At 51.7% G+C, this 22,831-nt stretch carries 25 protein-coding genes; 3 read left to right on the top strand and 22 right to left on the bottom strand.

The genetic code is table 11. From position 1 onward, the window contains the following. Positions 1–62: 62 nt before the first annotated feature. The 12 genes from pstC to M0R70_03235 all read right to left on the bottom strand — a co-directional run bounded on the left by pstC (position 63) and on the right by M0R70_03235 (position 11,635). Entirely contained in the window at positions 63–1,004 is a 942-nt protein-coding gene (gene pstC / locus M0R70_03290; protein MCK9418386.1) for a phosphate ABC transporter permease subunit PstC, read from the bottom strand. A 230-nt stretch (positions 1,005–1,234) separates the two neighbouring features. Continuing rightward, positions 1,235–2,242, bottom strand: a complete 1,008-nt coding sequence (pstS, locus tag M0R70_03285; GenBank protein MCK9418385.1) for a phosphate ABC transporter substrate-binding protein PstS — start codon at positions 2,240–2,242, stop codon at positions 1,235–1,237. A 341-nt stretch (positions 2,243–2,583) separates the two neighbouring features. After that, positions 2,584–3,816: a ceramide glucosyltransferase gene (locus M0R70_03280; protein MCK9418384.1), complete on the bottom strand. Its 1,233-nt coding sequence runs from the start codon at positions 3,814–3,816 to the stop codon at positions 2,584–2,586. 50 nt (positions 3,817–3,866) lie between these two features. Beyond that, complete coding sequence (locus M0R70_03275) at positions 3,867–4,559, bottom strand: PHP domain-containing protein (protein MCK9418383.1); 693 nt, start codon at positions 4,557–4,559, stop codon at positions 3,867–3,869. Between the two features lie 281 nt (positions 4,560–4,840). Next, positions 4,841–6,541 carry a metallophosphoesterase gene (locus tag M0R70_03270; protein ID MCK9418382.1) on the bottom strand — a complete coding sequence of 567 codons (1,701 nt, stop codon included), beginning with the start codon at positions 6,539–6,541 and terminating at the stop codon, positions 4,841–4,843. A 257-nt stretch (positions 6,542–6,798) separates the two neighbouring features. Then, positions 6,799–6,951 (bottom strand): hypothetical protein, encoded by a 153-nt coding sequence (locus M0R70_03265; GenBank protein ID MCK9418381.1) that lies wholly within the window; start codon positions 6,949–6,951, stop codon positions 6,799–6,801. A 418-nt stretch (positions 6,952–7,369) separates the two neighbouring features. Beyond that, positions 7,370–7,600 (bottom strand): hypothetical protein, encoded by a 231-nt coding sequence (locus M0R70_03260; protein MCK9418380.1) that lies wholly within the window; start codon positions 7,598–7,600, stop codon positions 7,370–7,372. Positions 7,601–7,725: 125 nt separating this feature from the next. Further along, a complete protein-coding gene (locus tag M0R70_03255) occupies positions 7,726–8,988 on the bottom strand; it encodes a glycoside hydrolase family 1 protein (GenBank protein MCK9418379.1) in 1,263 nt (420 codons plus the stop codon). A gap of 120 nt (positions 8,989–9,108) precedes the next feature. Next, on the bottom strand, positions 9,109–9,534 hold the full coding sequence (locus tag M0R70_03250) for a phosphate-starvation-inducible PsiE family protein (protein MCK9418378.1): 426 nt from the start codon (positions 9,532–9,534) through the stop codon (positions 9,109–9,111). A gap of 109 nt (positions 9,535–9,643) precedes the next feature. Further along, a complete protein-coding gene (locus tag M0R70_03245) occupies positions 9,644–10,822 on the bottom strand; it encodes a porin (GenBank protein MCK9418377.1) in 1,179 nt (392 codons plus the stop codon). 82 nt (positions 10,823–10,904) lie between these two features. Then, positions 10,905–11,144, bottom strand: a complete 240-nt coding sequence (locus M0R70_03240) for a DUF742 domain-containing protein (GenBank protein ID MCK9418376.1) — start codon at positions 11,142–11,144, stop codon at positions 10,905–10,907. A 281-nt stretch (positions 11,145–11,425) separates the two neighbouring features. Then, entirely contained in the window at positions 11,426–11,635 is a 210-nt protein-coding gene (locus M0R70_03235) for a hypothetical protein (protein ID MCK9418375.1), read from the bottom strand. Positions 11,636–11,900: 265 nt separating this feature from the next. Between M0R70_03235 and M0R70_03230 the strand changes: the two genes are divergently transcribed. Further along, positions 11,901–12,557: a DUF3047 domain-containing protein gene (locus M0R70_03230; GenBank protein ID MCK9418374.1), complete on the top strand. Its 657-nt coding sequence runs from the start codon at positions 11,901–11,903 to the stop codon at positions 12,555–12,557. A 196-nt stretch (positions 12,558–12,753) separates the two neighbouring features. Here the strand turns inward: M0R70_03230 and M0R70_03225 are convergent, their stop codons facing one another. Together M0R70_03225 and M0R70_03220 are read right to left on the bottom strand one after the other, a co-directional pair. Beyond that, entirely contained in the window at positions 12,754–14,493 is a 1,740-nt protein-coding gene (locus tag M0R70_03225) for an ATP-binding protein (protein ID MCK9418373.1), read from the bottom strand. After that, a complete protein-coding gene (locus M0R70_03220; protein MCK9418372.1) occupies positions 14,490–15,185 on the bottom strand; it encodes a response regulator in 696 nt (231 codons plus the stop codon). Before M0R70_03220 ends, M0R70_03225 begins: the two co-directional genes overlap by 4 nt. Before the next feature lie 313 nt (positions 15,186–15,498). Here M0R70_03220 and M0R70_03215 point away from each other — a divergent pair, with 313 nt between their 5' ends. Both M0R70_03215 and M0R70_03210 read left to right on the top strand, forming a co-directional pair. Further along, entirely contained in the window at positions 15,499–15,999 is a 501-nt protein-coding gene (locus M0R70_03215) for a cupredoxin domain-containing protein (protein ID MCK9418371.1), read from the top strand. Between the two features lie 141 nt (positions 16,000–16,140). Continuing rightward, on the top strand, positions 16,141–16,557 hold the full coding sequence (locus tag M0R70_03210; GenBank protein ID MCK9418370.1) for a DUF4079 domain-containing protein: 417 nt from the start codon (positions 16,141–16,143) through the stop codon (positions 16,555–16,557). Positions 16,558–16,569: 12 nt separating this feature from the next. Here M0R70_03210 and rsmI read toward each other — a convergent pair whose 3' ends face one another. The 8 genes from rsmI to M0R70_03170 form a co-directional block, all read right to left on the bottom strand. Continuing rightward, positions 16,570–17,451 carry a 16S rRNA (cytidine(1402)-2'-O)-methyltransferase gene (gene rsmI / locus M0R70_03205; GenBank protein ID MCK9418369.1) on the bottom strand — a complete coding sequence of 294 codons (882 nt, stop codon included), beginning with the start codon at positions 17,449–17,451 and terminating at the stop codon, positions 16,570–16,572. A gap of 202 nt (positions 17,452–17,653) precedes the next feature. Further along, the gene (locus M0R70_03200) at positions 17,654–19,366 is read right to left on the bottom strand and encodes an NAD+ synthase (GenBank protein ID MCK9418368.1); all 1,713 of its coding nucleotides are present in this window, start codon (positions 19,364–19,366) and stop codon (positions 17,654–17,656) included. A gap of 68 nt (positions 19,367–19,434) precedes the next feature. Then, on the bottom strand, positions 19,435–19,812 hold the full coding sequence (locus M0R70_03195; GenBank protein ID MCK9418367.1) for a GxxExxY protein: 378 nt from the start codon (positions 19,810–19,812) through the stop codon (positions 19,435–19,437). Further along, positions 19,799–21,004, bottom strand: coding sequence for a nickel pincer cofactor biosynthesis protein LarC (larC, locus tag M0R70_03190; GenBank protein ID MCK9418366.1), 1,206 nt, complete (start codon positions 21,002–21,004; stop codon positions 19,799–19,801). The genes M0R70_03195 and larC overlap by 14 nt, the downstream gene beginning before the upstream one ends. Before the next feature lie 191 nt (positions 21,005–21,195). Beyond that, on the bottom strand, positions 21,196–21,549 hold the full coding sequence (locus M0R70_03185) for a DUF86 domain-containing protein (GenBank protein ID MCK9418365.1): 354 nt from the start codon (positions 21,547–21,549) through the stop codon (positions 21,196–21,198). Next, positions 21,539–21,832 (bottom strand): nucleotidyltransferase family protein, encoded by a 294-nt coding sequence (locus tag M0R70_03180; GenBank protein ID MCK9418364.1) that lies wholly within the window; start codon positions 21,830–21,832, stop codon positions 21,539–21,541. The genes M0R70_03185 and M0R70_03180 overlap by 11 nt, the downstream gene beginning before the upstream one ends. Positions 21,833–21,962: 130 nt before the next feature. Further along, positions 21,963–22,415, bottom strand: coding sequence for a DUF5615 family PIN-like protein (locus tag M0R70_03175; protein MCK9418363.1), 453 nt, complete (start codon positions 22,413–22,415; stop codon positions 21,963–21,965). Next, positions 22,412–22,633 carry a DUF433 domain-containing protein gene (locus M0R70_03170; protein ID MCK9418362.1) on the bottom strand — a complete coding sequence of 74 codons (222 nt, stop codon included), beginning with the start codon at positions 22,631–22,633 and terminating at the stop codon, positions 22,412–22,414. The genes M0R70_03175 and M0R70_03170 overlap by 4 nt, the downstream gene beginning before the upstream one ends. Positions 22,634–22,831: the final 198 nt, after the last annotated feature.

Raw genomic sequence — 22,831 nt, 5'->3', positions numbered from 1 at the left:
GCCGATGGACGTCACGCCAAGGCGTGATGCAATCTGTGTAATCTGCGGAAAATATATCCCTTTCATCGTGAATACTTCCTCTCAGCCTTCAGCAGGAAGAACTTCGCGATTGCCAGGATGATAAAGCTCATCACGAACAGCACGAGCGCAAGGTAGTAGAGCGACGAGAGGTAGAGGTCGCTGTCGGCTTCCGTGAATTCATTCGCGAGGCTCACCGTGATGGTCGATGCCGCGTCAAAGAGCGATGTGGCGATCCTGTGATTGTTCCCGAGCACAAAGGCAACGGCCATGGTTTCGCCCAAAGCCCGGCCGAGGGACAGGGCCACTCCTCCGAACACGCCGAGCTTGGAGTAGGGGAGAACCACGTTCTTGACCACTTCCCATTTTGTTGCCCCGATGGCATAGGCGGACTCCTTGACCACCGAAGGTGTGAGATTGAACGCATCGCGGGATATGCTGGCGGTGAAGGGAATAATCATGATGGCCAGGATAATGCTCGCTGTCAGGAGGTCGATGCCCATGGGTGTACCTTTAAACAGCATGCCGACAACGGGCAGTTTTCCTACCGTGCTTTGGAGCGCCGGTTCAACGTACTTCGACATTATAGGCGCGAGCGTGAACAAGCCCCACATACCGTAGATGATGCTCGGGATCGCGGCCAGTAGTTCTATGGCGATCCCGATGGGACCTTTTAGAAAATTCGGCGCGATCTCGGTCACGAACACAGCAATGCCGATTGCCGTAGGAATGGCGAAGAGTAGCGCGAGGGCGGTTGTGACGAAGGTCCCGTAAATGGTGGTCGCGGCCCCGAAGATCCCCTTTACGGGGTTCCATGCGGTCGAAGTCAGAAATTCGATCACACCGAACTTCCCGATCGCGAGCGAAGACTCTTTAAAGAGCACGACCAGAATTCCAATGATGAAAATGATGACGGTTGCGGACGCAACAGCGGTGAGGGAGTAAAAAAACAGATCGAAAACATTTTTCCTGGGGGAAATGGCCAAGGAACGGACCTTTCTGTTATGCAGGAGATGATGAAACTTAGACGAGTCTTGTATGGAATAAGTATATCACAGCGCTTCTCAACAGCATATCAAAAAATGCCGTCATCCCCGAATAATGTGATCGGGGATCTGGTGTTTAATCTGAGCGCCTGAGAAACCAGATCCCCGATAAAGGACCTCGGGAATGACAGCATGTAAGTTATGCAGCGTTAACAGTGACAGATTCTACATTACTGGATGCCGTTCGACTTCCAATAACCTTCAACCTTGGCTTTCAGCGATTTTGGGAGGGGGACATAGACCAGTTCCTTTGCCTTGCTGTCGCCGTTCTTGAACGCCCAGTCGTAGAATTTTACCACCTTCATGTTTGAATCTTTTTTCTCCTTGGCGAGAAGGATGAACGTGGCGCCTGCGATGGGCCATGCCTTCTTGCCCGGCGCATTGTTCAACCAGAGGTAGAAATGCTTCGTTGGATCGAAACCGGCCGTTGCGGCCGCATTCTCGAAGCTCTCAAAGCTCGGTTCCACGAAGGTGCCTGCAAGGTTCTTAAGGATCGCATGGCTGAGGTTGTTCTGCTTGGCATAGGCGAATTCCACGTACCCGATCGAGTTCTTCTGCTGCTGTACGTAGTTGGCCACACCTTCGTTCCCCTTGCCGCCGATGCCTGCGGGCCAGCTTACCGAGGTTCCGGCGCCGACCTTTTCCTTCCAGGCAGGGCACACATCGCTTAAATAATCCGTGAAGATCGCCGTCGTACCGGACCCGTCGGAGCGGTGGACCACGGTGATCTCACTGGCCGGGAGGTTGAGCTTAGGATTCATCTCTTTGATCTTCGGATCGTTCCAGTTTTTGATCTCGCCCAGGTAGATCTTGCAAACTGCGTCTGAATCGAGTCTCAATTCTCCGGCCTTTATCCCGGGGATATTGATAACCGGAACAACGCCGCCGATGACTGCCGGGAACTGGAGCAGATTGTCCTTGGCCAGCTCTTCCGGCTTGAGCGGTTTGTCCGATGCGCCGAAGTCCACTGTCCGTTCGGTGATCTGCTTGATCCCGCCGCCTGAGCCGATGGACTGGTAGTTGAGTTTTATCCCGGTGATCTTGTTATACTCATGCGCCCACGCGGAATACACAGGGTAAGGGAATGTGGCCCCCGCGCCGTTCAGCATCTCGTCCGCATACACACCGGATGCTAGTGCAAGAACAGCGGTGAGTGCTAATACTAATACTTTTTTCATTTTAATTCCTCCTTGTTTTAAATGTTTTCTCTAGTATGCAAAATTATATCATGGAATTATTACAAGTATGTTACAATTCTGTTACATTGTGATGAAACATTATCATCTGTCGGTTAAATAATTCCGAACGGTACCGGATACTTTTTAGGAAGTGGCTTTTGTAACTGCCACAAGACGTGTCCGGTCCGGGTGTGTGGTCAGCGTTTGGTTTTCTGTATATCAATCTTCACGGATTCCTTCGGCATGCCGTGGTGAGGTGGATTTCCGGAGGGCTCCAGCGGGAGAGAAACAGCAACGATCGTCCCTTCGCCGAGCTTGCTTGAAACGGAGATGCCTCCCGCTTAAGCAGCGCCGGCCCTTATGTTTTGTGTGATCCGGTACCCCCAAGACCTGAATCCGGTCTCCGAACAGGGCGAAAGCCGTGAATCTTTCCCGATAACATACCGGTTACCGCGCCAGACTATTGTTGAACTGAGGAGCGGCACGAACCACACAATGCCGATGATAAGATCCTTGAGGGGAGATAAAAAGTAGGTAAACGGTGACGGCGTATGCACTCCCTGTTCCCCGGACCATGAGGAGATCCTTCTTCCCATCACGAAATCTCCCAGGATCTTGATCAATCCGACAATGGCAGCAAAGGAGAGAGCCTCTCGCGACGGCCCCGTGAACAATACCGGCAGGACGGCGACAAAGACCGGATTGGCAAGAATTTCAGAAAAATATTTGATCCCGCCGATCTGCCATCGGAGCTTTCCCCATCGAGTATGGCGGTTCAGGAAGCGTTTGATGTCCCAGTATTCATTGACATTACTGATCAGATAGTTCGACAGAACAACTTTTTTACCGGCACGCTGCATCTCCCGGCCGATGATAAAATCCTCCGCGAGGATATCTTTGAAAGCTGCGAGCCCTCCCAGCGCCTCCAGATCGTTCTTCTTCATGAGCATGGACTTTCCAATAACGCAGGGCATTCCGAGGAACCGGTCGAGGAAGCTGACGCTTCCCATAATGAAAGAATTGAGATGGAGGTTCTCAAAGAGTGCGCCGAGACTGCGTCCGCCGACTCCATGGATGGGGTTGCTGACGAGCCCGACCAAGGGGTCCTGGGTATGCCTCATGATCTCCTTCAGGTAATTCCTGTCCACCAGGACATTGCTGTCGCTTATGAGCACGTAAGGATGACGGGCTTTTCGATAGGCTGGGATGAGGTTGTTTACTTTCGGATTGAGTCCGACATTGCACCTCTCAACGACAAGGGAAATATCCCGGTCGGGGTATTTGTCCCGAACTTTTTTTGCTACTTTGTAGGCCGGATCGTTGAAGTCCTGGAGGCAAAAAAGAATTTCGTGTTCAGGATAATCCTGGCTGCAAAAGCTTTCGAGGTTGTCAAAAAGATTGTCGTCAAGTCCCTTAAGGGGTTTCAGGATCGATACCGGCGGGGTATAATCCATAGTTGCTCGGGCGTCTGATTTCGGCCTCTTTCTCAAGAGTGAATGAGTTGCTCCAACCTGAAGCAGGTAGAGAATGATCCCTGCCATTGAGATCGCCGCACATAGGGCAAATATGGTCATGTGGCTCCTCCTGTATGATGATGCATGTTTATCGAGTGGTTTTTCATCGTTCAATTCCTGAAGAGCGTTATCGCGACTCCTTTATTGTGCCGAATGCAGTTCTTGACGGATTCAACGTTCTTTTCGCAGTTCAGCAGGGTCTTCCACGAGTAGAGGTGGTGCGCCTTGTGAAAATCGCTGTTGGCGATATAGGGATATTTCTTCAGGCTGATCACATTGAAAACGTCGTCCCGGTTCGCGATCTCCCAGGCATCGATGTATTTTGCGTACCGGTCGCGGTTGTTCCAGAGATAGAGCGTATCTTTGTTCCCCCTGTCCGGCGTATGGTGAGGGTGACAGGCAACGGTCAGGGTATCCTGGCGCTTTGCTTCGAGAAAGATCTCGTCGTAACTCATGCAGGCCGGAACGAATTGCTTGATATCCAGAAGAAGAAGGTGGGCTGACTCATCCTTGGATATATAATTTTTGCTGATCTCCACACCGGGGACCACGAGCATGCCGTATTTTTCCCCGGCCCGTTCCGCCTCTGCCCGGATTGCGGATAGATATTCATCGAAATTATCGTCCCGAATGGACAGATTGAACTGACGTGCAAACTTGCCCATCACGTTATCGCCGTTCACGACGTGGTCGGTAATGGCGATGACGTCAAAACCGGCTTGACCGAAAAGATCGATCGTCTTTCTCATCTCCAGCGAACCGTCCGAAAAGGTAGTGTGAATATGAAAATCGCAAAGAAGCATTGTAAATATCCTATGCTTTCGTTGTTACAGGAGCATGAAGATAACATTAAAATTGTGTTAAGAATATAATTTGTTTTTCACGAACAAGGACACGGACTGGTGGTTGGGGCGGGTTGAAAGGATGAAACGGGGGGGGCATGGCCGCCCCCCTCGTTATAGTTATAATTATCTTTACGCTGGTCGGGGAATGCCTGTTCTGTCACTGGCACGCTATCAAGTTCCCGATTATGTGTTACAACGCCGGTGCCTTGTTTCCGAGTGTTTTTGTCAGTCACCTGCAGTTAGTCACGGTCTTTGGAATGACCGTCTCGTTGCCGATGCTCCTCTCCCCGATATTCCCCGCCCTCCTGTTGAAACCGGGCGACGGCGAAATCGGCATTATAGTTGATGATCGCCCAGACAGTATGTGTTCTCAGGTCAATGCCGTAGGTACCAAATTCATAGCCGGGTTTCCAAGGGCCGAGGACGAATTTCTTGGCGCCGCCGAAGTTTCTATCCACAGCATTGATCCAATTGCCGTCCTGATCCCTGCTGGCAAGGCCGAACAACCCGCGTCCGAGATGAATCGGTGGCTGTCCGTGATGATCGTAGCTCATGGAGAGCGTATATACGTCGGTCTGCTCACAGCCGAGGTCCGCCATGCCCCACAGGGTAAGGATGTCGCTTGCAAGGTCGTCATTCCGCTTTGGGGTCCCCAAGTCCCGAGGGGTCCAGCCGGTGTCCACGGCCTTGGTCAGGGGACGGCTTGCGTAATCCGTTGCCGTGCTGCCGTTGATACCGTCCAGGATCCAGGCAGTTGTCCCGTGATAGCTGTCCTCAACTGTTGTATAAGCTCCTCCCTGAGGCACTAGGAATTCCCTGCCGTTCAGGCTGTAACCGAAGGTCTCGCGCTTGGTGAAGGTGAGGGTCGGCGTGGTGACGAGATCGCAGTCGCCATCGCAGCCGTTCGGCGAAGCGTAGTGCTCAACGGTCACCCGGGGCCCGTCCACCGTGAAGATGTAGTAGCCGACGGTGAAGAGCTCCTGCGCAATGGGGGTTTCCCGGGAGAATCCGAAGCCAGGAACGTTGTACTTTGCGTCGTTGCTCGGATTTTGCGGAATGTAGAACTTGTAGCTGTTGGAAGAGGCGATGATGTCCTGCACGAAGGCGCTGCCGTCAGGACTGGCGACAATCGAACGATTATGCACGTGATCGTGACCCCCCAGGTGGTAGCGCACGCCGTGGGCCGCCAGGCTGCCGATGAACGCATTCTGGGCGTCCGGGTTGGCCGCGGGGTTAGAGCCGAAGAGGCTGTCCGTGTGGTTTTGGCCGATCAGGTTCTTGTGACTGAAGACGAAGGCATGGGCTTTCCTGGGTCTGGTGGAGAGCCGGGCATCGATCCAGCCCAGCTGGTCGATGATGTTGTTGTTCGTGCTGTTCAGATAGCTGGTTCCATCGGTTCTGGTGAACTGGTCCAGGATCACAAAACGGGCATTGTGGTAATCGAAGGAGTAACTCAAGCCGCTCAGGTTGGGGAAGGGGCTGCTGAAATTTTCAGCGCCGAAGACATGCGGCCCGCTGCCGGTGGTCTGAGTATAGAGCGTCTGGAACTCCCCTGCAGCGGTCTGGGAACCCTCATGATTTCCCCTGAGGGGGTAAAAGCCGATGCCGGCGTCGTACAGGGGTTGTGCGGCAGCGGCCCGGGTGTCAATGGTGCGGTCCAAGGGGAGACCATTGGGACTGTTCGTTTCCTTATCCACCAGGTCGCCAACCTGGATCACGAATTTCACGTCATGGTTGATGAATTGCGTGTTAAGCTGGTTGATGATCCCGACCGCGACCGTTTCGGGGTTCTCACCGTCGACATTGGCCTTCCACTGGGTGTCGGACATGACACCGAATTTCCAGGGTCCGGCAAATGCAGAGGTCGCTGCGAAAAACATCACGAGTGCTAACGTGAGCGCTAACGCATACTCATTATTGATACGTAATAGTTTTTTCATCGTAGTATCTCCTTATCACGGTTTTGGATGTGCTGTTTCTGTGATTCATGTTGTGCCGGCTTCGCCTTGTTTATCAACGATAGGTAAATATCACCTCCTTATCGTGCATTTGATTCATCTCATCTTGCATGAGGGAACGCAACTCATCTGAGCATGAATGAGATGCTTATTGTCATGCATCGCATATTATGCAGTCGTACTCGTTTGACCGGTGATGCATGAATTGCCGCTAAAGTGTGGATCGTAGTGATCATTTTTTAAAAAAATGCCAGGCTTTCCTTATAGGAGCGATCCACTTCTTCCGGATCGAACCCAAGCTCCTGTAAGAGTATCCGAACTGCAAGAGCAAGTTGGATGGATTCTTTTTCATTGAGATGCAGCGCAGCATGATTTACATTTTGATCAGACATAGGAACCTCCTGGCCATGTTAAGGATATAAACACCCGCTTTCGCTATCTACCCGGTCAAATCCCTGACGTGTTCGTACCGGGCATCAGGGACTTTGCCTTGATTTTCCGTAAACCAGGAGATGTCCATTTTGTGTAACTTCATTGTGGTCATTTCTTTCGCAGAACCTTCGACAGGAACAACGGGCAACAATCGTAGTTGTCCGTCCAGCAATATTTCATCTTTTGATAACTATTGGTTGCTACTGTCATAATTGAGACAGCACAATAATTGCTGCTGCCTGTTTCGTAGGGGCACGTTGCCATATGAGCGTCTGCGCATAATGCACTGTGTTCAGATGCCAGGTTGATTAAATTCATACTTACCTCCTTCAATTACAGGGCCTTGAAACCGTTACACCTATCGCAAAACAGAACGGATTACTGTTGCCGTAATAAACGTTGTTTAACGACTCTGCTGACAAGAATAGGAAGAAAGGCTTTCACTTTGATGTCTTTTTTCAGCTCCTCCAGGACCTCCCTGTACGAATTGTTGACTTCTTCCGCGGAAATCCCGAGTTCGTGCGCAATTCCGTCAATAGCGCGGACGTGTGGTTCGTTTTCCTTGTCGTACAGGTGTTGTGGAGTATCTACTGCTGTCTGATTCTGCATGAGATTTCCTCCTTATTGGATTGAACCGATTTTCTTCATCAGGTTCGATGATTCTCACCTCTATTTTTTAAGTAAATAATACGGGACGATTATTACAGGAGTATGAAGAGAAAATGAATTTTTCATTACATTCTTGACCGGCTCTGGATCAGGTAGGCATAATAGGTCGCGGCGCTCGTCGGGGTGCGCTTGAGCGTTTTGAAGTCAACTCGGTAGAGGCCGAACCTGGCATCGAGACCCTGGAGCCATTCATAATTGTCGATGAGGGTCCAGTAGAAGTAACCGCGGACATCAAGCCCTTCTTTCAGGCATCGTTCAACAACATCCACGTGCTGTTTCATATACTTAACCTTCATTTCGGTATCATGGGTCGCAATGCCGTTCTCGGTGATGATGAGCGGCAGGTCGAGTCGTGACGCATAGCGAAGCACCTTTGCAAGGCCGCGTGGATGCACTTCCCACCCGATATTCGTAAGACCGTGTCCGTCGATGTCGGCATATCGCAGTTCCACGCCCATTTTCTTAAGTGGATTGAATCGGAGATGGATGCGCGTATAGTAGTTTACACCGAAAAAGTCGAGCTTGTCCTTGATCGGGACTTCGATTTTCACGACGCGGTAAAAGGGGAATTTGACGATGAAGATGCCGGTCAGGAACGCGTTAATGATCGAGTGATTGTAAAAGTAGTCTGCCGACTTCTTCAGGAGACGATCGAGGGGGTTCCATTTATTCCAGGGAGCGAATACGGACATGTTATGCGCGATGCTGACCCGGGCATCGGGGAGATATCGATGGATGATGTCGTAGGCCTTACCGTGGCAGGTGAATATGTTCTTCAGGGCGACGAGGGAACGGGGAACGTCTCGCAAACCCGGCGGTGTGCATCCGTCAAGGTACCCGCCGATCAGGATGACATAGGGTTCATTGAAAGTTATCCAATATCGCACGTTCCTGAGCGTTGAGACCATCTTTTCCGTGAATCTCAGGAATTTTTCAACGGAAGCGCTTCGGTGCCAGGGACAACGCTCCAGGAACCACCGGGGATGGGTAAAATGGTGGAGAGTGACCATGGGCTCGATGTTGTCGCTTCTCAGGATATCGATGATCTCCTGATAATGCGCAATGGCCTCCTCGTCCCAGGTATCCGGGAGCGGTTGGATCCTGCTCCATTCGACGGAGAAGCGATAGGAATTAACGCCCAATTCCTTCAGAAGTTTCAGGTCCTCCCTGAAAACGGCATAGTGATTCGTTATCTCGGGGATGTCGTTTAATACGGGGTCCCAGGTCGACCAGTCGGCATTCGGAGAGCCTTCGAGCTGAAAGGCAGACGTAGCAACGCCCCACTGAAAGTCTTCCGGAAAAGCCGGTTTCCTCATTGTATCATGCATCCCGATGGCACTGTCTCCCCCTGTTACCGCCAATAGAGAACCATGAGCACAAGTCCTGCTATGGAAGCGGCGAAAATCAGCATGTCCTCGATTCTTTCAGGAAACCGTTTCTGTGTATTGTTATGCATGGTTTAGCTCCCTTGTATCAGTGCATTTTTCCGGTGAATATACAACGGCAAGCGTCCTGATGCCGCCGATCACCAGGATCAGGGCCGCGAGCGCCATGATCATTCCAGCCTCCAGCATATGCTGATAAAGCCCGACCATGATCTCGCGCAGAACAAAGACCAGCGCCGCGTCGGTGATAAACGTGATCTTGAGCCGGTGCACGGTGAAGTATTCGATGAGGCTCCTGAGCAGTTCGATCACGATGAACATGGAAAGAATATTTGTTACGATCATGTCAAAGGCGGCCGCCAGCGTCTGGCTTCCGAACACTGCGCGAAGGTCGAGAATTACCCGAGCGATCCCCATCAAAAGGGCGATGATCACGATCGGGATCATGAATTTGATCATACTGTCGACTATCTTGGTGAAGTATTTCATGGGCATTGTCTCTTTATATCCTTGTCAGGACGCTGTCAGTTTTTCAAAGAACCATGTCGGCCGGATACTGCCACGAGAGAATGATGCCAGATGCGTTGATAAGACAGCGTTAAAAACTGTGATTCAAACCAAAGGCAATTACGGACGGGCTCTCACCGGCCTTGGGTGTATATGCCCCGCCCGCGCCGCTCTGGCCGAGGCCATAGGCGGCAGCCGCATCATTATTTGTCTTGGCATACAGAACGTAGGCGGTCGTGCGTTTGGAGAAGGAGTGGTCTACACCGACAGTCGTCAAGGTCGCCCCCGTCTTCGTATTCGGGTCTTTTCCGTCATCGGCTTTTCCGTAAGCGATCTTGATGGTTTCATCACCGAGCTTCTGGCTCGCCGCGATGTACAGCGCGTTCCGCGTGTTTTTGGAATCCGAAACCCCGTCCTTCAGTGCCTCATAAACCAGCCCGACCTTGGTGCCTCCAAGAGTAACACCCGCGCCTAATTTTGTTCCCTCGATATTGTAACCCAGTTTGTCCAAGCTTCCATACCCATTTTTATGAACCTCATTTGCCAGCGCGACATACACCGGCCCTCCGCTGTAGGACGCTGCAAAGGAATGTTCTGATTTGTTTCCAACAGTGCTGGTATCGGACTCCTGACCGGTCGTGCTGATCTGCGCCATGATCTGGACTCCACCGACTTTGGGAGAGGTGTACATGATCGTGTCTTTTGAACGCAGGTCGAAATCGGAGGTGCCGTTCACATTGCCCATAATGGCGTTATAATCGCCCATGGTGTCGCCAAACGCATCCAGAGAACCGGTCGACACCTTGTACGGTGTGTCGTGGATGCCAAAGAGAAGCATCCCGAAGGTCTTGCTTGAGAGCCCGGCGTAGGAGTTTCGGTACGTAATCTTATCGATGCTCGCCGATTTTGTATTCACGGTCGTCGCGCCGGTAGTAGTGTTCGTCGTGGCTGACGAAACGGATGCTACCGTCGAGGTCTGCGAGCCGTCGTAGTTGATCCCCAGCTCGATCTGCATGACAGCGCTCAGGTTGTCGCTCAGTTCTTCCTTTCCTTTAAATCCGAGGCGCGATGAGTTCGTTGAAACCTTCGTCAGGCTGTTGTCCGATCCCGCTGTCCTGGCGTCAGTGGTGATCATATCAACCGAGAGTTTTGCCGCACCATAGACTTCTATAGTGCCCTTCACAACCGGTGCTTCACCTTCTGCTGCAAAACCGATGGAGCCGAAACTACTTACCGCAATTACTGCCAGAGCCGCTAAAACCTTTTTCATCTTGTAACCTCCACGTTTTTGTTTTATTTATTATTCCGAATACTCGGAAGTGTTTCTCTGCATTCGCAGCTGTTGAGATTAATTACTGTTGTTCTTTTTGGCAACGCAGCCGATTTTTTAAGCTCCGGCTGACCAGCATGGGCAAAAAAGCCTTCGCGTTAGTGCTCTTTTGCAAATCGGACAGGATTTCCCGGTACGACTGGTCTACCACGTCGACAGGCAAATCCAGCTCATGCACGAGCTTATCAATCGCACGGATGTGCCGGCATAGTTCTTTTTCATCCATCAGCCGAGTGGTTCCATTGATGTTGTTTTCAGCCATATTTTTTCCTCGTCCTCCTCAGTGTGCAGGAAGAGGTCTTTATCATTATGGGTTCTTTAAAAAAAATGCAAAACTGTCCTCGTAAGACCGATTGACATCCTCGCGGGGAAACCCAAGCTCCTGTACAAGCTTCTCGACGGCGTAAGCAAGTTGCGCAGATTCTCTTTCATTCAGCCGCAAAGAAAGAATTTGTGAACATTGTTCTTGCATCTGTTCTTCCTCCCTTTTATGATATAGGTGTCGTCGATTTTCAAGGTGAGGCTAGTGGGCACCATACGTCGTTATCTGCCCCGCAATATCTTCGCCACGAACATCGGACAGCGAGAGTAATTGTCCGTCCAGCAGTAGGTTTTCTTTTGATGACTGCTCATGAAGACTGTCATGACCGCGGCGTGACAAAAATGCCCTGATTCCGACTCGAATGGACACGTTGCCTCATGAACACCTGCGGATGTCGGATCGTTTTCTATGGTTGATTGCGAATTCTGCATATGCGCCTCCTATAATCTAGTTGAGATCATACCCATCAAATGTTACAGCAATATTTCAGGAATATGAATTTTCTGTTACGGACCATGCGACGTATGCCGTTGACAGCTGTTGTCTGCTCTGATAGCATTATCATTATCGAACATTTACAGGATAGTGCTTCATAAACAATACGATGACGCGATTGCCTGCGTTTCGGATCTGAAAATTACCAAGAGGTGTATACTTAAGGGCAGCGGTGGGATTTTTTATCCAAGGAGGTGTGCGATGTCTTTCACAATAATGTTTAACAGTGCTCTGTTTTTCATGCTCATTTTTGCTCCACTGGTGCGGGCCGAAGACCGGATCGTGATCGCGGACTTCTCCTCCAGTATCGGCGCGCCGGGGGTCCCGGCGGGGTGGCAGCTCAAGGAAAAATCCGGCAAGGCGGACTTTGCCGTGGTCAAGGACGGTGATATAGCCGCGGGCAGGTTCCGGAGCGCCAACACGTCCTTCTCGCTCCAGAAAGAGGTGAAGGTGGACCTCAAACAATTTCCCTGGCTTACGTGGAAATGGAAAATAACCAAACTGCCCGCGGGCGGTGACTTCAGGAAGTCGAAGACCGATGACCAGGCGGCCCAACTCTTTGTGGCGTTTTCCAAGACCAAGGCGATCGTGTACATCTGGGACACAACAGCGCCCGCCGGGCTTATGGAGAACACGTCTCCGGTCCCCTTTATGACGGTCAAGGTCGTGGTGGTGCGTTCAGGCCCGGCTGAATTGGGGAAATGGATCACCGAGACCCGGAACGTATATGATGATTACAAAAAACTCTACGGTTCCGAGCCTCCGGCAGTGAACGGGATCAGGCTCCAGACAAATTCACAGCATACCGGGACATCGGGTGAAGGCTATTTTGCGGATGTGATGTTCAACAGGAAGTAGGGGTGGGCGGAGAGAGTCAAGCTTACCTGGTTCACGAATACATCGGGCGGTTCTGTAAAAAATTCGGGATTATACAAATTTCGTCATTCCCGTGCAAACGGGAATCCAGTCCTTGTTCGCAGTTTCTTGACCCTGGATACCCGCAGGAGCCTGCCCCAGCATGATTTAAGCCGGGGCGGGAATGACGACCTGTTATTTACACCACAAAGATCTTCACTTTCGTCCCTTTTCCAAGGGTACTTTCTATCTGCATATCCCATCCGTGCGCTTTCACCAGATGTTTCACGATGGCAAGACCGAGGCCGGTGCCGCCCATCTGCCTTGAACGACCGGCATCAACGCGGTAGAACCGTTCGCCGATACGTGAGAGGTGCTGTTTGGGGATTCCGATGCCCGTATCTTCAACAAAGATGACCGCCTTGCCGTTCTCCTTATCCATACCGAAGGTTACACCGCCCTGATCGGTAAACTTTATGCCGTTCTCGACAAGGTTCGTCACTATCTGCGTAAGGCGGTCGCGATCGGCAACGATCTCATTCATATCCGGGTTGATGAAGATCTTCAGTGAAAGATTCTTTGCCCCGGCCTTTTCCTTGAGGAGCTCCTGCACCGCTTTCGCAACCTCGACAAACCCAAGAGATGCTTTGTCGATCTTGACGACCCCCATCTCTATTTTGGAGATGGTCATGAGGTCGTCGACGAGGCTATTGATCCGTTCGCTGTTGGACTGAATTGATTTGAGGAATTTAACGGCATGTTCCTTGTCGTCCAGAGCGCCTTCCAGGAGCGTGTCCGCGAAACCTTTGATGGCGGTGATCGGTGTCTTGATCTCATGGGAGGCGTTGGCGACAAAATCTTTTCTGACCTGTTCCATTTTTTTGAGCTCGGTGATGTCATGGAAAATGGCGACAAAGCCTGTCAGCACATCCCTGTCATGAAAAAGAGGAGATATCCGGACGATGCAGTATCGTTCAGCGGGGTATTCGATCTTGAACTCGGAGACACCTGCCTTTCTGCTGGTCCGGACCTCATCAAGGAGCGAAAAGAATTCGCTGTTCCGGACAACCTGGATGAACGGTCTGCCCATGAGGGGGGTATCTCCAAAGAAATTCCCTGATGCGGCGCTTGACAGAAGGACAACCCCGTTGCTGTCCATGATGATCAGCGCATCGGGGATGCTCCTCAGTATCTCGTTGAGCCTTTTCCGCTCTTCTTCGTGTTCCCCGATGACCGTCTTCAATTCCATCGACATGGCGTTCAGGCTGTCGGCGATATCGCTGAACTCGCCGGCGTCTTTTAAATGTAATTTATTTCCAATGCCACGGGGGACGAGCGATCTGGCAAAGTCATTGATCTCACGGGTCAGCCTCCGCAGGTATTCAAATTGCCAGAGCGAGAACAGCCCCGTAGCCGCGAGGACGAATCCGACTATGAGGAGAATGTTCAGCCGGGCCGCATTCACTGCATGATCGACATCCTGAAGCGGGACGCTCAGCCGGATATACCCGCGCGGCGTTTTCCCGGAATCCACCCGGTGGGCAACATACAGGAAATCCTGCTTCAGCGTGTCGCTGCTGCGAATAAACATTCCTGCGCCATTCAGCGCCGCCTGCTGGATTTCAGGCCGGTGAGCGTGATTCTCCATGGTCGATGAACTGCTGTCAGAATCGCCGATGACCCGGCCGTCGAGCTCGATGACCGTGACGCGCGCGCCGGTCTTTTCTTTCAGCTGTTTGCACTGGACGTCGATGCTGCGTCTGGTGTCGAACGATATGCTGTCAGCGATCAGGGATGCCTGAACGGAAAGGTTCTGCTTCAGACCGGCAAGGTAATGTTCGCGAATGGCGCTGGCGATGGTGACTTCAACGAAGAGGAACGCCAGAAGAATAAGGACGGCATAGAGGATGAATATTCGTTTAAAGACCCCGCGGTTCATTCGGTCTCCACGTAATAGCCGACTCCCCGCCGTGTCTTGAGATAGCGGGGATTGGACGGGTCATCTTCGATCCGCGTGCGGAGCCTCCTGATGTGCACATCAATGGTACGGGACTCGACGAAGGCCTCTTCCTTCCATACCGCATCAAGGAGCTGGTCGCGGCTGAAGACCCGCCCTCTCCGCTGGACGAGATAGAGCAGGAGCTTGAATTCCGTCGCGCTCAGGTTGAGCGGAGCGCCGCCTTTGGAGACGGAGAAGGTCTCAAGGTCGATCGTCAGATCGCCGAGCTGGATCGTTTTGTCCTCCGTTGTCCGCTCTCTCGATCTGCGCAGGACCGCCTTCACGCGCGCGATGAGTTCCCGGGGACTGAACGGTTTTGTCATGTAATCGTCGGCGCCGGTCTCGAGGCCGCGGACCTTGTCCGACTCCTCGCCGCTGGCAGTCAGCATGATGATGGGCACGTGCGCGGTCTTCGGATTATTTCTCAGGATACGGCAAAGCTCCATGCCATGGATGCCGGGCAGCATGAGGTCAAGAATGATGAGGTCGAGATGACCCGCACGCACCTTCTTGAGCGCCTCTTCGCCGTCCAACGCCGTGGAGATGTGAAAACCCTCTTTTTTCAGGTTGTACGAGATGAGTTCCACAATGTCAGGCTCGTCATCGACGATAAGTATCTTTTTTGTGGTCATGGTGTACAGACTCGCTGATCATGGAGATTGATGATCCGGTAATTTCTATCGTTCGAACTTCATTATTACCTATTTAATCTATTTTGTCAAAAAAGATATTATTGTCATGGTTGGAATTGCAGTCAGGGTTATGCTACAATAATTGTCATGATTCTATTTTCCGGTCACCTCTCTGATTCTATGCATCGACCGGTTCTGTACTGCGCTCGGCAAAGGTAAATATACTCTATGTTGGAGAGGAAACAGGGAAAAGGCATCAATTTGGTGATATACTAGAGGACAATAATCATTTCATCCGCAAAGGAGGTACCGTATGAAGTATATCAAGTATTTAGTTGTATCGCTGGTTGTATTGCTTTCATTCAGCATTGCCGCATTCGCCGAGGAGGCCGGGCCTAAGGTGAAATCTGAAGTCAAATCAGCAATGACGCCGACTGCGGAGGTAGCGCAGCATGAACATGCGATGGGGAAGGAAAAGCGCGTGGTCGCTACCGTGGACGCGGATGGTGTGCAGCGAGTAGAGGTCATCGGCGGTGAATACTATTTTGATCCGAACTACATTGTGGTGAAGGTGAACAAACCGGTCGAGCTGACGGTCAGGAAAGCGCCGGGATATATCCCGCACGATATGGTAGTGAAAGCGCCGGAAGCAGGAATCGACTTTAAAGTGGATCTCGATGCTAAAAAAACGGATATCGTCAAATTTACTCCGACAAAAATCGGGAAGTACGAAATGTTCTGCGACAAAAAAATGTTGTTCTTCAAGAGCCATAAAGACAAGGGCATGGATGGTATGATAGAAGTGGTGGAGTAGGGGGATTAACGAGGGACGATAGACGATAGACGAGGGACGAATGATGATGGACTAAGGAGTATCCGGTCTGATGCCTGAATGTCTGACGTCTGCCATATCTTTTCTGATTAAACTATGCAATATCCTTTGATCGATAGACAATTGCTTTCTGATCTTCGGCTGGTGCACGGCGTCTTTAACGCGATCGTGATGCTGTTCTTCCTGTATCAGGGAAGGCTCGGCTTCAGGATCCGGCGGGATAGAGGGACAGGCGCCCCGCTGCCTGTTCCCGTGATCAAGCGTCACCGGAGGATGGGTCCTGTTCTGGCGATCCTGGGTGGGCTCGGATTTTTGGCCGGGCTCACCCTTGTTCTGCTCGATACGGGAAATGTTCTTGAATATCCGCTTCATTTCATTGCCGGGCTCACTATCGTTGTCCTGCTGATAGCGACCTACAAAATATCACGGGACATCAAAGGTCCTGACTCTCCTTTTCGCACGCCCCATTTCGTTCTCGGTGTTGCCATCCTCTGCCTTTATCTCGTGAATGTCATGATAGGGATCGGGGCGTTGCTCTAAGACAGCGGTCTTTTACGACGTCTTTCCCTTTTCATCCTCGTTGTCTTTCACTGCACGCGGAGTTTTCTCCATTTTCAGGCTTTCCTTATACACGTCTTTTTTGGGCAACCCGAGCTCCTCTGCGGCGACCGAAACAGCATCTTTTTTGCTCAGACCCCGGTGGAGGATGAGATTCTTGAGATATTCGGCGGTGTCGATATCCTGCATCTTAGGGTCCGTCGTAGCGCCGTGAACGATGACGGTGAACTCGCCTTTGATGGTCCCCTCGTGCAGGCGTTTGAGGCATTCCGAAAGCGTGCCCCGGATCGATTCTTCATATACCTTGGTAAGCTCGCGGGTGATCACAACGCGACGGTTGCCGAAGACCTCGAGCATGTCCTCGATCGCCCTGATGATCTTGTGCGGCGCTTCGTAAAAAACAAGCGTGCGTTCTTCCCTGGCAAGTTCCTGCAAACGCTTGAGCCGGGCCAGATGTTTTGCCGGGAGAAAACCTTCAAAGACAAATCGATCGGTCGGCATGCCCGAAATTGAGAGCGCGGCGATAGCCGCGGTTGCCCCGGGGATGGGGACGACGGGGATCTTCCGGTCTATGGCGAGGTTGATCAGAAAATACCCAGGGTCCGAGATGCCGGGAGTCCCCGCGTCGGATACGAGGGCCACATTCTTTCCCTCGAGCATTCGCGCGACGAGGATGGGGGCCTTTTCTTCCTTGTTGTGGTCGTGGTAGCTGGTGAGCTGGGTCGCTATCTGGTACCGGTCAAGCAGATGCCTGGAGTGGCGGGTGTCCTCGGCAGCGACGAGGTCGGCTTCCTTCAGCACGCGGACCGCCCTGAGGGTGATGTCCTCAAGGTTCCCGATGGGGGTGGCGACTATGTATAAGGTGCCTGTTGGCATGGGTTCAGGGTTCAAGGTTCACGGTTCACGGTTATAGACTAACGGTTTGATGCTGCATATTCAACACCGGATCTTTCTTATATTTCATCTTTTTGGGAATCGTTCAGCAATAGGTCCTTCTAATCGTTCATTGTTCGATCTTAATAGCTTTCCAACCCTGAACCGTGAACCTTGAACTTTGAACCTGAGCAGTTACCTTTCATCAATAACTGCGATATCTGTTCGTTATCGGGAACCTTCGGTCCTTGCCCAGTCCCCGCGGGGTGATCTTGACCCCGGGAGGGGCCTGGCGGCGTTTGTATTCGCTGGCATCCACAAGACGGATCACGCGCTGCACGGTCTTGCGGTCAAAGCCCATCTCGATTATCTCTTTCAGCTCCTTGTCATCCTCCACATAGGCCTTCAGGATGGGGTCGAGGATGTCATACACGGGCAGGGAGTCACTGTCCTTCTGGTTCGGCCTGAGTTCCGCCGTCGGCGCCTTGGTCATCACCCGCTTCGGGATCACGGTCTTCCCCGCAAGCTTGTTCACGCATCGCGATACCTCATAGACCAGGGTCTTGGGCACGTCCTTGATGACGGCAAAACCTCCCGCCATGTCGCCGTAGAGCGTTGCATACCCCACGGACATCTCGCTCTTGTTGCCCGTGGTAAGAACGAGCCAGCCGAACTTGTTCGAGAGGGCCATGAGGAGATTGCCCCGTATTCTGGCCTGAAGGTTCTCTTCGGTCACGTTGGTCTTTGTTTTCGCGAACACGCCGCGAAGCGTTGTGAGGTATGATTCAAAGGTCTGCTTGATGGGGATCTCCAGGATCCTGATGCCGAGGTTGCGCGCAAGATCATGGGCGTCTTCGCGGCTCTCGTTAGAGCTAAACTGCGACGGCATGAATACGCCGAACACGTTCTCTTTTCCCATGGCTTCCACGGCGACAGAGGCCACGAGCGATGAATCGATGCCGCCGGAGAGGCCGATGACCGCGGACTTGAAACTGTTCTTTCGCATATAATCCCGCGTGCCGAGCACGAGGGCATGGTACACTTCTTCGCACTCGGAGAGGGGTTTGGTCGGCCGTCCAACGGGAAGTTTTTTCTTTTTTCCCGACGATCGACCGGATACCAGGATACAATCCATGAAGTCCTGGAACCGGAGCCGTTCACCGGGGCAGGGTCCCGGTGACCCCGAAATGCCGACATCCACGGTCAGCAGTTCCTCCCCGAACTGTTTACCTCGGGCGATGACCTTGCCCTTCCTGTCGATAACAACGCTTTGGCCGTCAAACACAAGCTCGTCCTGTCCGCCGACGGTGTTGGCATAGAAGATGACGACATCATTTTCTTTCGCCCGCCCGGAAAGCATTTTCAGGCGTTCTTCGCCCTTTCCCTTGTGATAGGGAGATGCGTTGATGTTCACGATGACTTCCGCGCCTGCCAGCGCCTGGACACGGGCGGGCCCTTCATCGTACCAGATGTCTTCGCAGATATTGAGGCCCACGCGGACGCCGTTGATGAGGAACACGGGATACCGTCCTCCGGGGCTGAAGTAGCGGTATTCGTCGAACACGCCGTAGTTCGGCAGGAATATCTTATGATAGGTGTAGATATGCGTCCCGTCGGAGAGCAGTGCGGCGGCGTTGAAGAGGCGGTTGTGGTTGCTGTCAACGAACCCGACGATCGCCGTGATCCCTTTTGTCGCACGCCGGATCGTGTTGAGCGTTTTGATGGAGTCCTTCACAAATTGGGGCTTCAGGAGCAGGTCCTCCGGCGGATAGCCGGTAACGGCAAGCTCGGGCAAAGCGACAATGTCGGCATTGAGCTTTTTAGCGCTCTTGATCGCGTCGATGATCTTGTCGCGGTTGCCCGCGAGGTCGCCGACAATGGGGTTTATCTGGGCCATGGAAATGCGGATCGTTCTCATTTTTTTGTCTCTCGCAGAGGCGCAGAGCGCGCAGAGTTAAAAACGGATAAGATTCAAATGGTCAGGGGTTAAATACCATTCGCAATTCTTGTGATTCCATTTTTGATCAGTTCTTCGTTAAAGTTAATTAACAGGCCTACTTTCTTTTGTGATAATTTCAAATAGGTCAGAAGCTGTTTCTTGTGAACAGGGAGAATAGATTCGATAGATTTCAGTTCTATAATAACCTTGCCTTCTACTATGATATCAGCACGGAAACCAAGGTCCATAGTGAGTTCGTCATAACTGACTGGAATCCCAACTTGCCTCTCACAAAGGAGTCCTTTTTTCTTTAATTCGTACGCCAGCACTTCCTCATAAACCGATTCCAGGAGTCCAGGTCCTAATGTTCTATGAATTTTGATGCAGCAGTCTATAATATTACCTGTTATATCATTTTCTATCATTACTTTTCTCTGCGTGCTCTGCGCCTCTGCGAGAAAACAGGTTTTTCGCCTCTTCCATGACTTGTTTTAAAGGTATCTGTCGCTCCTCCGCGAGCTTTCTGCAGTCCTCATACTCCGGGGTTGCTGTAAGCACTTCATTATCCCGCCGGCTTATCTTAATCCTGACTTTACCATACATTGTATCAACGATCTGTATCTCCCGCGTGAGCTTCTTACGCCCCACCTCCTGGATGCGGACGCCGATGCTGGTAGTTTCCCGGAAGATCGTATCGAGCACGACATCACTCTTTGTTTTGTCGGTAAGCACCGAGAGCAGGATCGCGGGTCTGCCCTTTTTCATAATGATTGGCGTGAGGTATACGTCATGCGCTCCCTGCTGCATGAGCTTCTCGATGAGGTAATCATAGACCTGCGGATTCATGTCGTCAATATTCGTTTCGATGACGATGGACGTGTCCTCGTCGTACCCGGCAACTGGTTCCCCGATCATGAGCCGCAAGACATTCGGCTGTCCCGGGAAATCCTTGTCACCAGCGCCGTAGGCGACCCGCTCGATCTTCATCGGCGGCATCGGACCGAAGGAAGATCCGAGCGTGCTGATGATGACCGCGCCGGTCGGTGTGGTAAGCTCGAATTGGGTAGACGATTGATAAAAGGGAATGTTGGTAAGAAGCTCTGCCGTCGCCGGGGCAGGGATGGGAAGCATGCCGTGGGCGGTTTTGACCATGCCTGATCCGACATTGACCGCTGATGCCATGATCCGCGTGACACCCAGCAGTTCCAGGCCGATTACGGCCCCGACATTGTCCACGATGGAGTCCACGGCGCCGACCTCATGGAAGTGGATCATGTCGGGCGTTGTGCCGTGCACCTTTGCTTCTGCTTCTGCCAGTCGCGTGAATACGCGGCTGCTTTTTTCCTTCACTGTTGAAGAAAGTGTGGATTTCTCGATGATGCTCAAAATGTCGGACAGGTGGCGCGATTTCTGGTCCTTCTGGTCGATGATGACATGGACTTTGGTAGCGGCGATTCCTGAACGCTTGACCTTCTCGGCCTTGAGTTCGTAGCCGGGAAGGTTGAGCTTGGCCAGCTCAGCGCGAAGAACGTCGATCGAGACGCCCGCATCCACAAGCGCGCCGAGGGTCATGTCGCCGGATATACCGGAAAAGCAGTCGAAGTAGGCGAGGGTCATGGTTTTATTTGGATAACATCAATAGCATATTTCGATCCGAAAGCTTGCATTCATTAGGTGCTTGAACTTTAATGCTAACCTCTGCAAAGTACAAATCGAGACTATTGAGAATTACCGGCTGAAATACGCATAGGTTGTATGCTCAAAACTGGATCGATGGAAACCAACTATGCGGGTAGGTAAAGACGGGACTAAGCATCCCGTTTAGGCATATTTTTATAAAACAATTCGATCGCTTGTATTAGTTCCGGTACTTTATGCTGCACTACATCCCATAGGATGGCGTCATCAATTCCGAAATATGCATGGGCAATGACATCGCGTAAACCTGCGGTCTTTTTCCATTCTATACCGGGCATCTTCACCCGGATCGTTTCCGGGATATTCTTTGCGGCCTCCCCGATTATTTCCAGATTGCGCACGACAGCGTCATAGGTTTTGTCATCCTGCTTGAACTGTTCGAACGACACCTCTTTGGTATAACGGAGGATCTTACGGCAGCTCTCCAGGATGTCGTCAAGATAAAATGTCCAATCACGCGACATGAATCAACTCTTTCTCGATCATTGGACGCATGCGCGGTTTCAAGGCAGCACGGGTGACAAGATCCACTTTTACTTTCAATAGATCTTCAAGAAAGAACTTCAGGTCCATGAAACGGTCGAAGTCCGGCTGCTGTTCGAACTCTACGAGGACATCCACATCGCTTTCAGGACTGATCTCATCTCGTGCCGCAGACCCGAACAGCATCAGGTCTTTGACCCCGAAGGTCGCATGGATCATTTGCAAACGGGATCTGAGTAAACCTACTATTTCGCTTCGGCGCATAATGCCTCCTATGATTCGTTGCAATTAATCATAGCATTGAAAACCAAAACAATCAACGATTATAGGTTTGACAGTGGTAGGTTGGGTAGAACGAAGTGAAACCCAACGCCTGTCTCAGCCCTGCTAATACTCACAATCTGATCGGCTGGATTATCGTAAAAGATGTCGGGTTTCGTTCTGCTCTACCCGACCTACGAACTGCTGCAGAAAATATTGGCGATTCAATCGGCAGCGGGCAGTGTCGTATCCTCACCTTGTCCACCACCGTAATAGCATGCTCTAATTTATTCTCGGGGTAGTTTTCGAGAACTCGCTTTAGCAGCTGAAGCATCTGTTCGTCGCTGTAATTCCCTCCCCGGAACAGTATTACTCCGGGGTCCGCTGCGCGGCTTATAGCAAGTAATTGGGGGAAATCAAGATCGGCGGTGATGATGATCCTATTTTGCTGCCTTGCGGCTTCGATAATATGGTGGTCTTTGGCCTTGTGCAAACCGACGGAGGAAACATGGTCAGCGTCGTGACTATTCTCACGGTGCCAGACCGCGAGCAGCGGCGAAAGAGGCATGTCAACGAGGAACTTCATGCAAACTCCATGATCTCCTCATCAGCGAATGCCGCTGCATAGGCCAGCGCCTCATCAATGTCCTGAGACTCGAGATAGGGATATGACTTAAGGATGGATTCCTTTGTCTCGCCCGCTGACAACATGCCGAGAATGCGGGATACCGGGAACCGAAGCCCCCGTATGCAGGGTTTCCCGAAAAAAACCTCGGAGTTTACGGTTATTCGTGTGAATTTCATTTGGCACCTCCACGGGAAGGAATAACTAAGATAACTTTAACAAAGAACCGCTTAGAATGCAATCGGTCTTTACCGCCGGGGTGTCCGCAACGCCCGCGCGCTCAAATCGGGCAGCGAACGCCGGATCCTTCAGTTGCTCATGCAGATATCGGTCAAAATTGGTTTTCTTCATCGCGTTACTTTATTCCGCCTTATCGC

The sequence above is a fragment of the Nitrospirota bacterium genome, from assembly GCA_023229435.1.
Lineage (GTDB): Bacteria > Nitrospirota > UBA9217 > UBA9217 > UBA9217 > JALNZF01.
This window is presented reverse-complemented; position numbering and strand designations above follow the sequence as displayed.

Excerpts from the sequence above, each read along its gene's own strand:
- pstS (MCK9418385.1), bottom strand. The coding sequence starts at position 2,242 with ATGAAAAAAGTATTAGTATTAGCACTCACCGCTGTTCTTGCACTAGCA.
- M0R70_03280 (MCK9418384.1), bottom strand. The coding sequence starts at position 3,816 with ATGACCATATTTGCCCTATGTGCGGCGATCTCAATGGCAGGGATCATT.
- M0R70_03275 (MCK9418383.1), bottom strand. The coding sequence starts at position 4,559 with ATGCTTCTTTGCGATTTTCATATTCACACTACCTTTTCGGACGGTTCG.
- M0R70_03270 (MCK9418382.1), bottom strand. The coding sequence starts at position 6,541 with ATGAAAAAACTATTACGTATCAATAATGAGTATGCGTTAGCGCTCACG.
- M0R70_03265 (MCK9418381.1), bottom strand. The coding sequence starts at position 6,951 with ATGTCTGATCAAAATGTAAATCATGCTGCGCTGCATCTCAATGAAAAA.
- M0R70_03260 (MCK9418380.1), bottom strand. The coding sequence starts at position 7,600 with ATGCAGAATCAGACAGCAGTAGATACTCCACAACACCTGTACGACAAG.
- M0R70_03255 (MCK9418379.1), bottom strand. The coding sequence starts at position 8,988 with ATGCATGATACAATGAGGAAACCGGCTTTTCCGGAAGACTTTCAGTGG.
- M0R70_03250 (MCK9418378.1), bottom strand. The coding sequence starts at position 9,534 with ATGAAATACTTCACCAAGATAGTCGACAGTATGATCAAATTCATGATC.
- M0R70_03245 (MCK9418377.1), bottom strand. The coding sequence starts at position 10,822 with ATGAAAAAGGTTTTAGCGGCTCTGGCAGTAATTGCGGTAAGTAGTTTC.
- M0R70_03240 (MCK9418376.1), bottom strand. The coding sequence starts at position 11,144 with ATGGCTGAAAACAACATCAATGGAACCACTCGGCTGATGGATGAAAAA.
- M0R70_03235 (MCK9418375.1), bottom strand. The coding sequence starts at position 11,635 with ATGCAGAATTCGCAATCAACCATAGAAAACGATCCGACATCCGCAGGT.
- M0R70_03230 (MCK9418374.1), top strand. The coding sequence starts at position 11,901 with ATGTCTTTCACAATAATGTTTAACAGTGCTCTGTTTTTCATGCTCATT.
- M0R70_03225 (MCK9418373.1), bottom strand. The coding sequence starts at position 14,493 with ATGAACCGCGGGGTCTTTAAACGAATATTCATCCTCTATGCCGTCCTT.
- M0R70_03220 (MCK9418372.1), bottom strand. The coding sequence starts at position 15,185 with ATGACCACAAAAAAGATACTTATCGTCGATGACGAGCCTGACATTGTG.
- M0R70_03215 (MCK9418371.1), top strand. The coding sequence starts at position 15,499 with ATGAAGTATATCAAGTATTTAGTTGTATCGCTGGTTGTATTGCTTTCA.
- rsmI (MCK9418369.1), bottom strand. The coding sequence starts at position 17,451 with ATGCCAACAGGCACCTTATACATAGTCGCCACCCCCATCGGGAACCTT.
- M0R70_03200 (MCK9418368.1), bottom strand. The coding sequence starts at position 19,366 with ATGAGAACGATCCGCATTTCCATGGCCCAGATAAACCCCATTGTCGGC.
- M0R70_03195 (MCK9418367.1), bottom strand. The coding sequence starts at position 19,812 with ATGATAGAAAATGATATAACAGGTAATATTATAGACTGCTGCATCAAA.
- larC (MCK9418366.1), bottom strand. The coding sequence starts at position 21,004 with ATGACCCTCGCCTACTTCGACTGCTTTTCCGGTATATCCGGCGACATG.
- M0R70_03185 (MCK9418365.1), bottom strand. The coding sequence starts at position 21,549 with ATGTCGCGTGATTGGACATTTTATCTTGACGACATCCTGGAGAGCTGC.
- M0R70_03180 (MCK9418364.1), bottom strand. The coding sequence starts at position 21,832 with ATGCGCCGAAGCGAAATAGTAGGTTTACTCAGATCCCGTTTGCAAATG.
- M0R70_03175 (MCK9418363.1), bottom strand. The coding sequence starts at position 22,415 with ATGAAGTTCCTCGTTGACATGCCTCTTTCGCCGCTGCTCGCGGTCTGG.
- M0R70_03170 (MCK9418362.1), bottom strand. The coding sequence starts at position 22,633 with ATGAAATTCACACGAATAACCGTAAACTCCGAGGTTTTTTTCGGGAAA.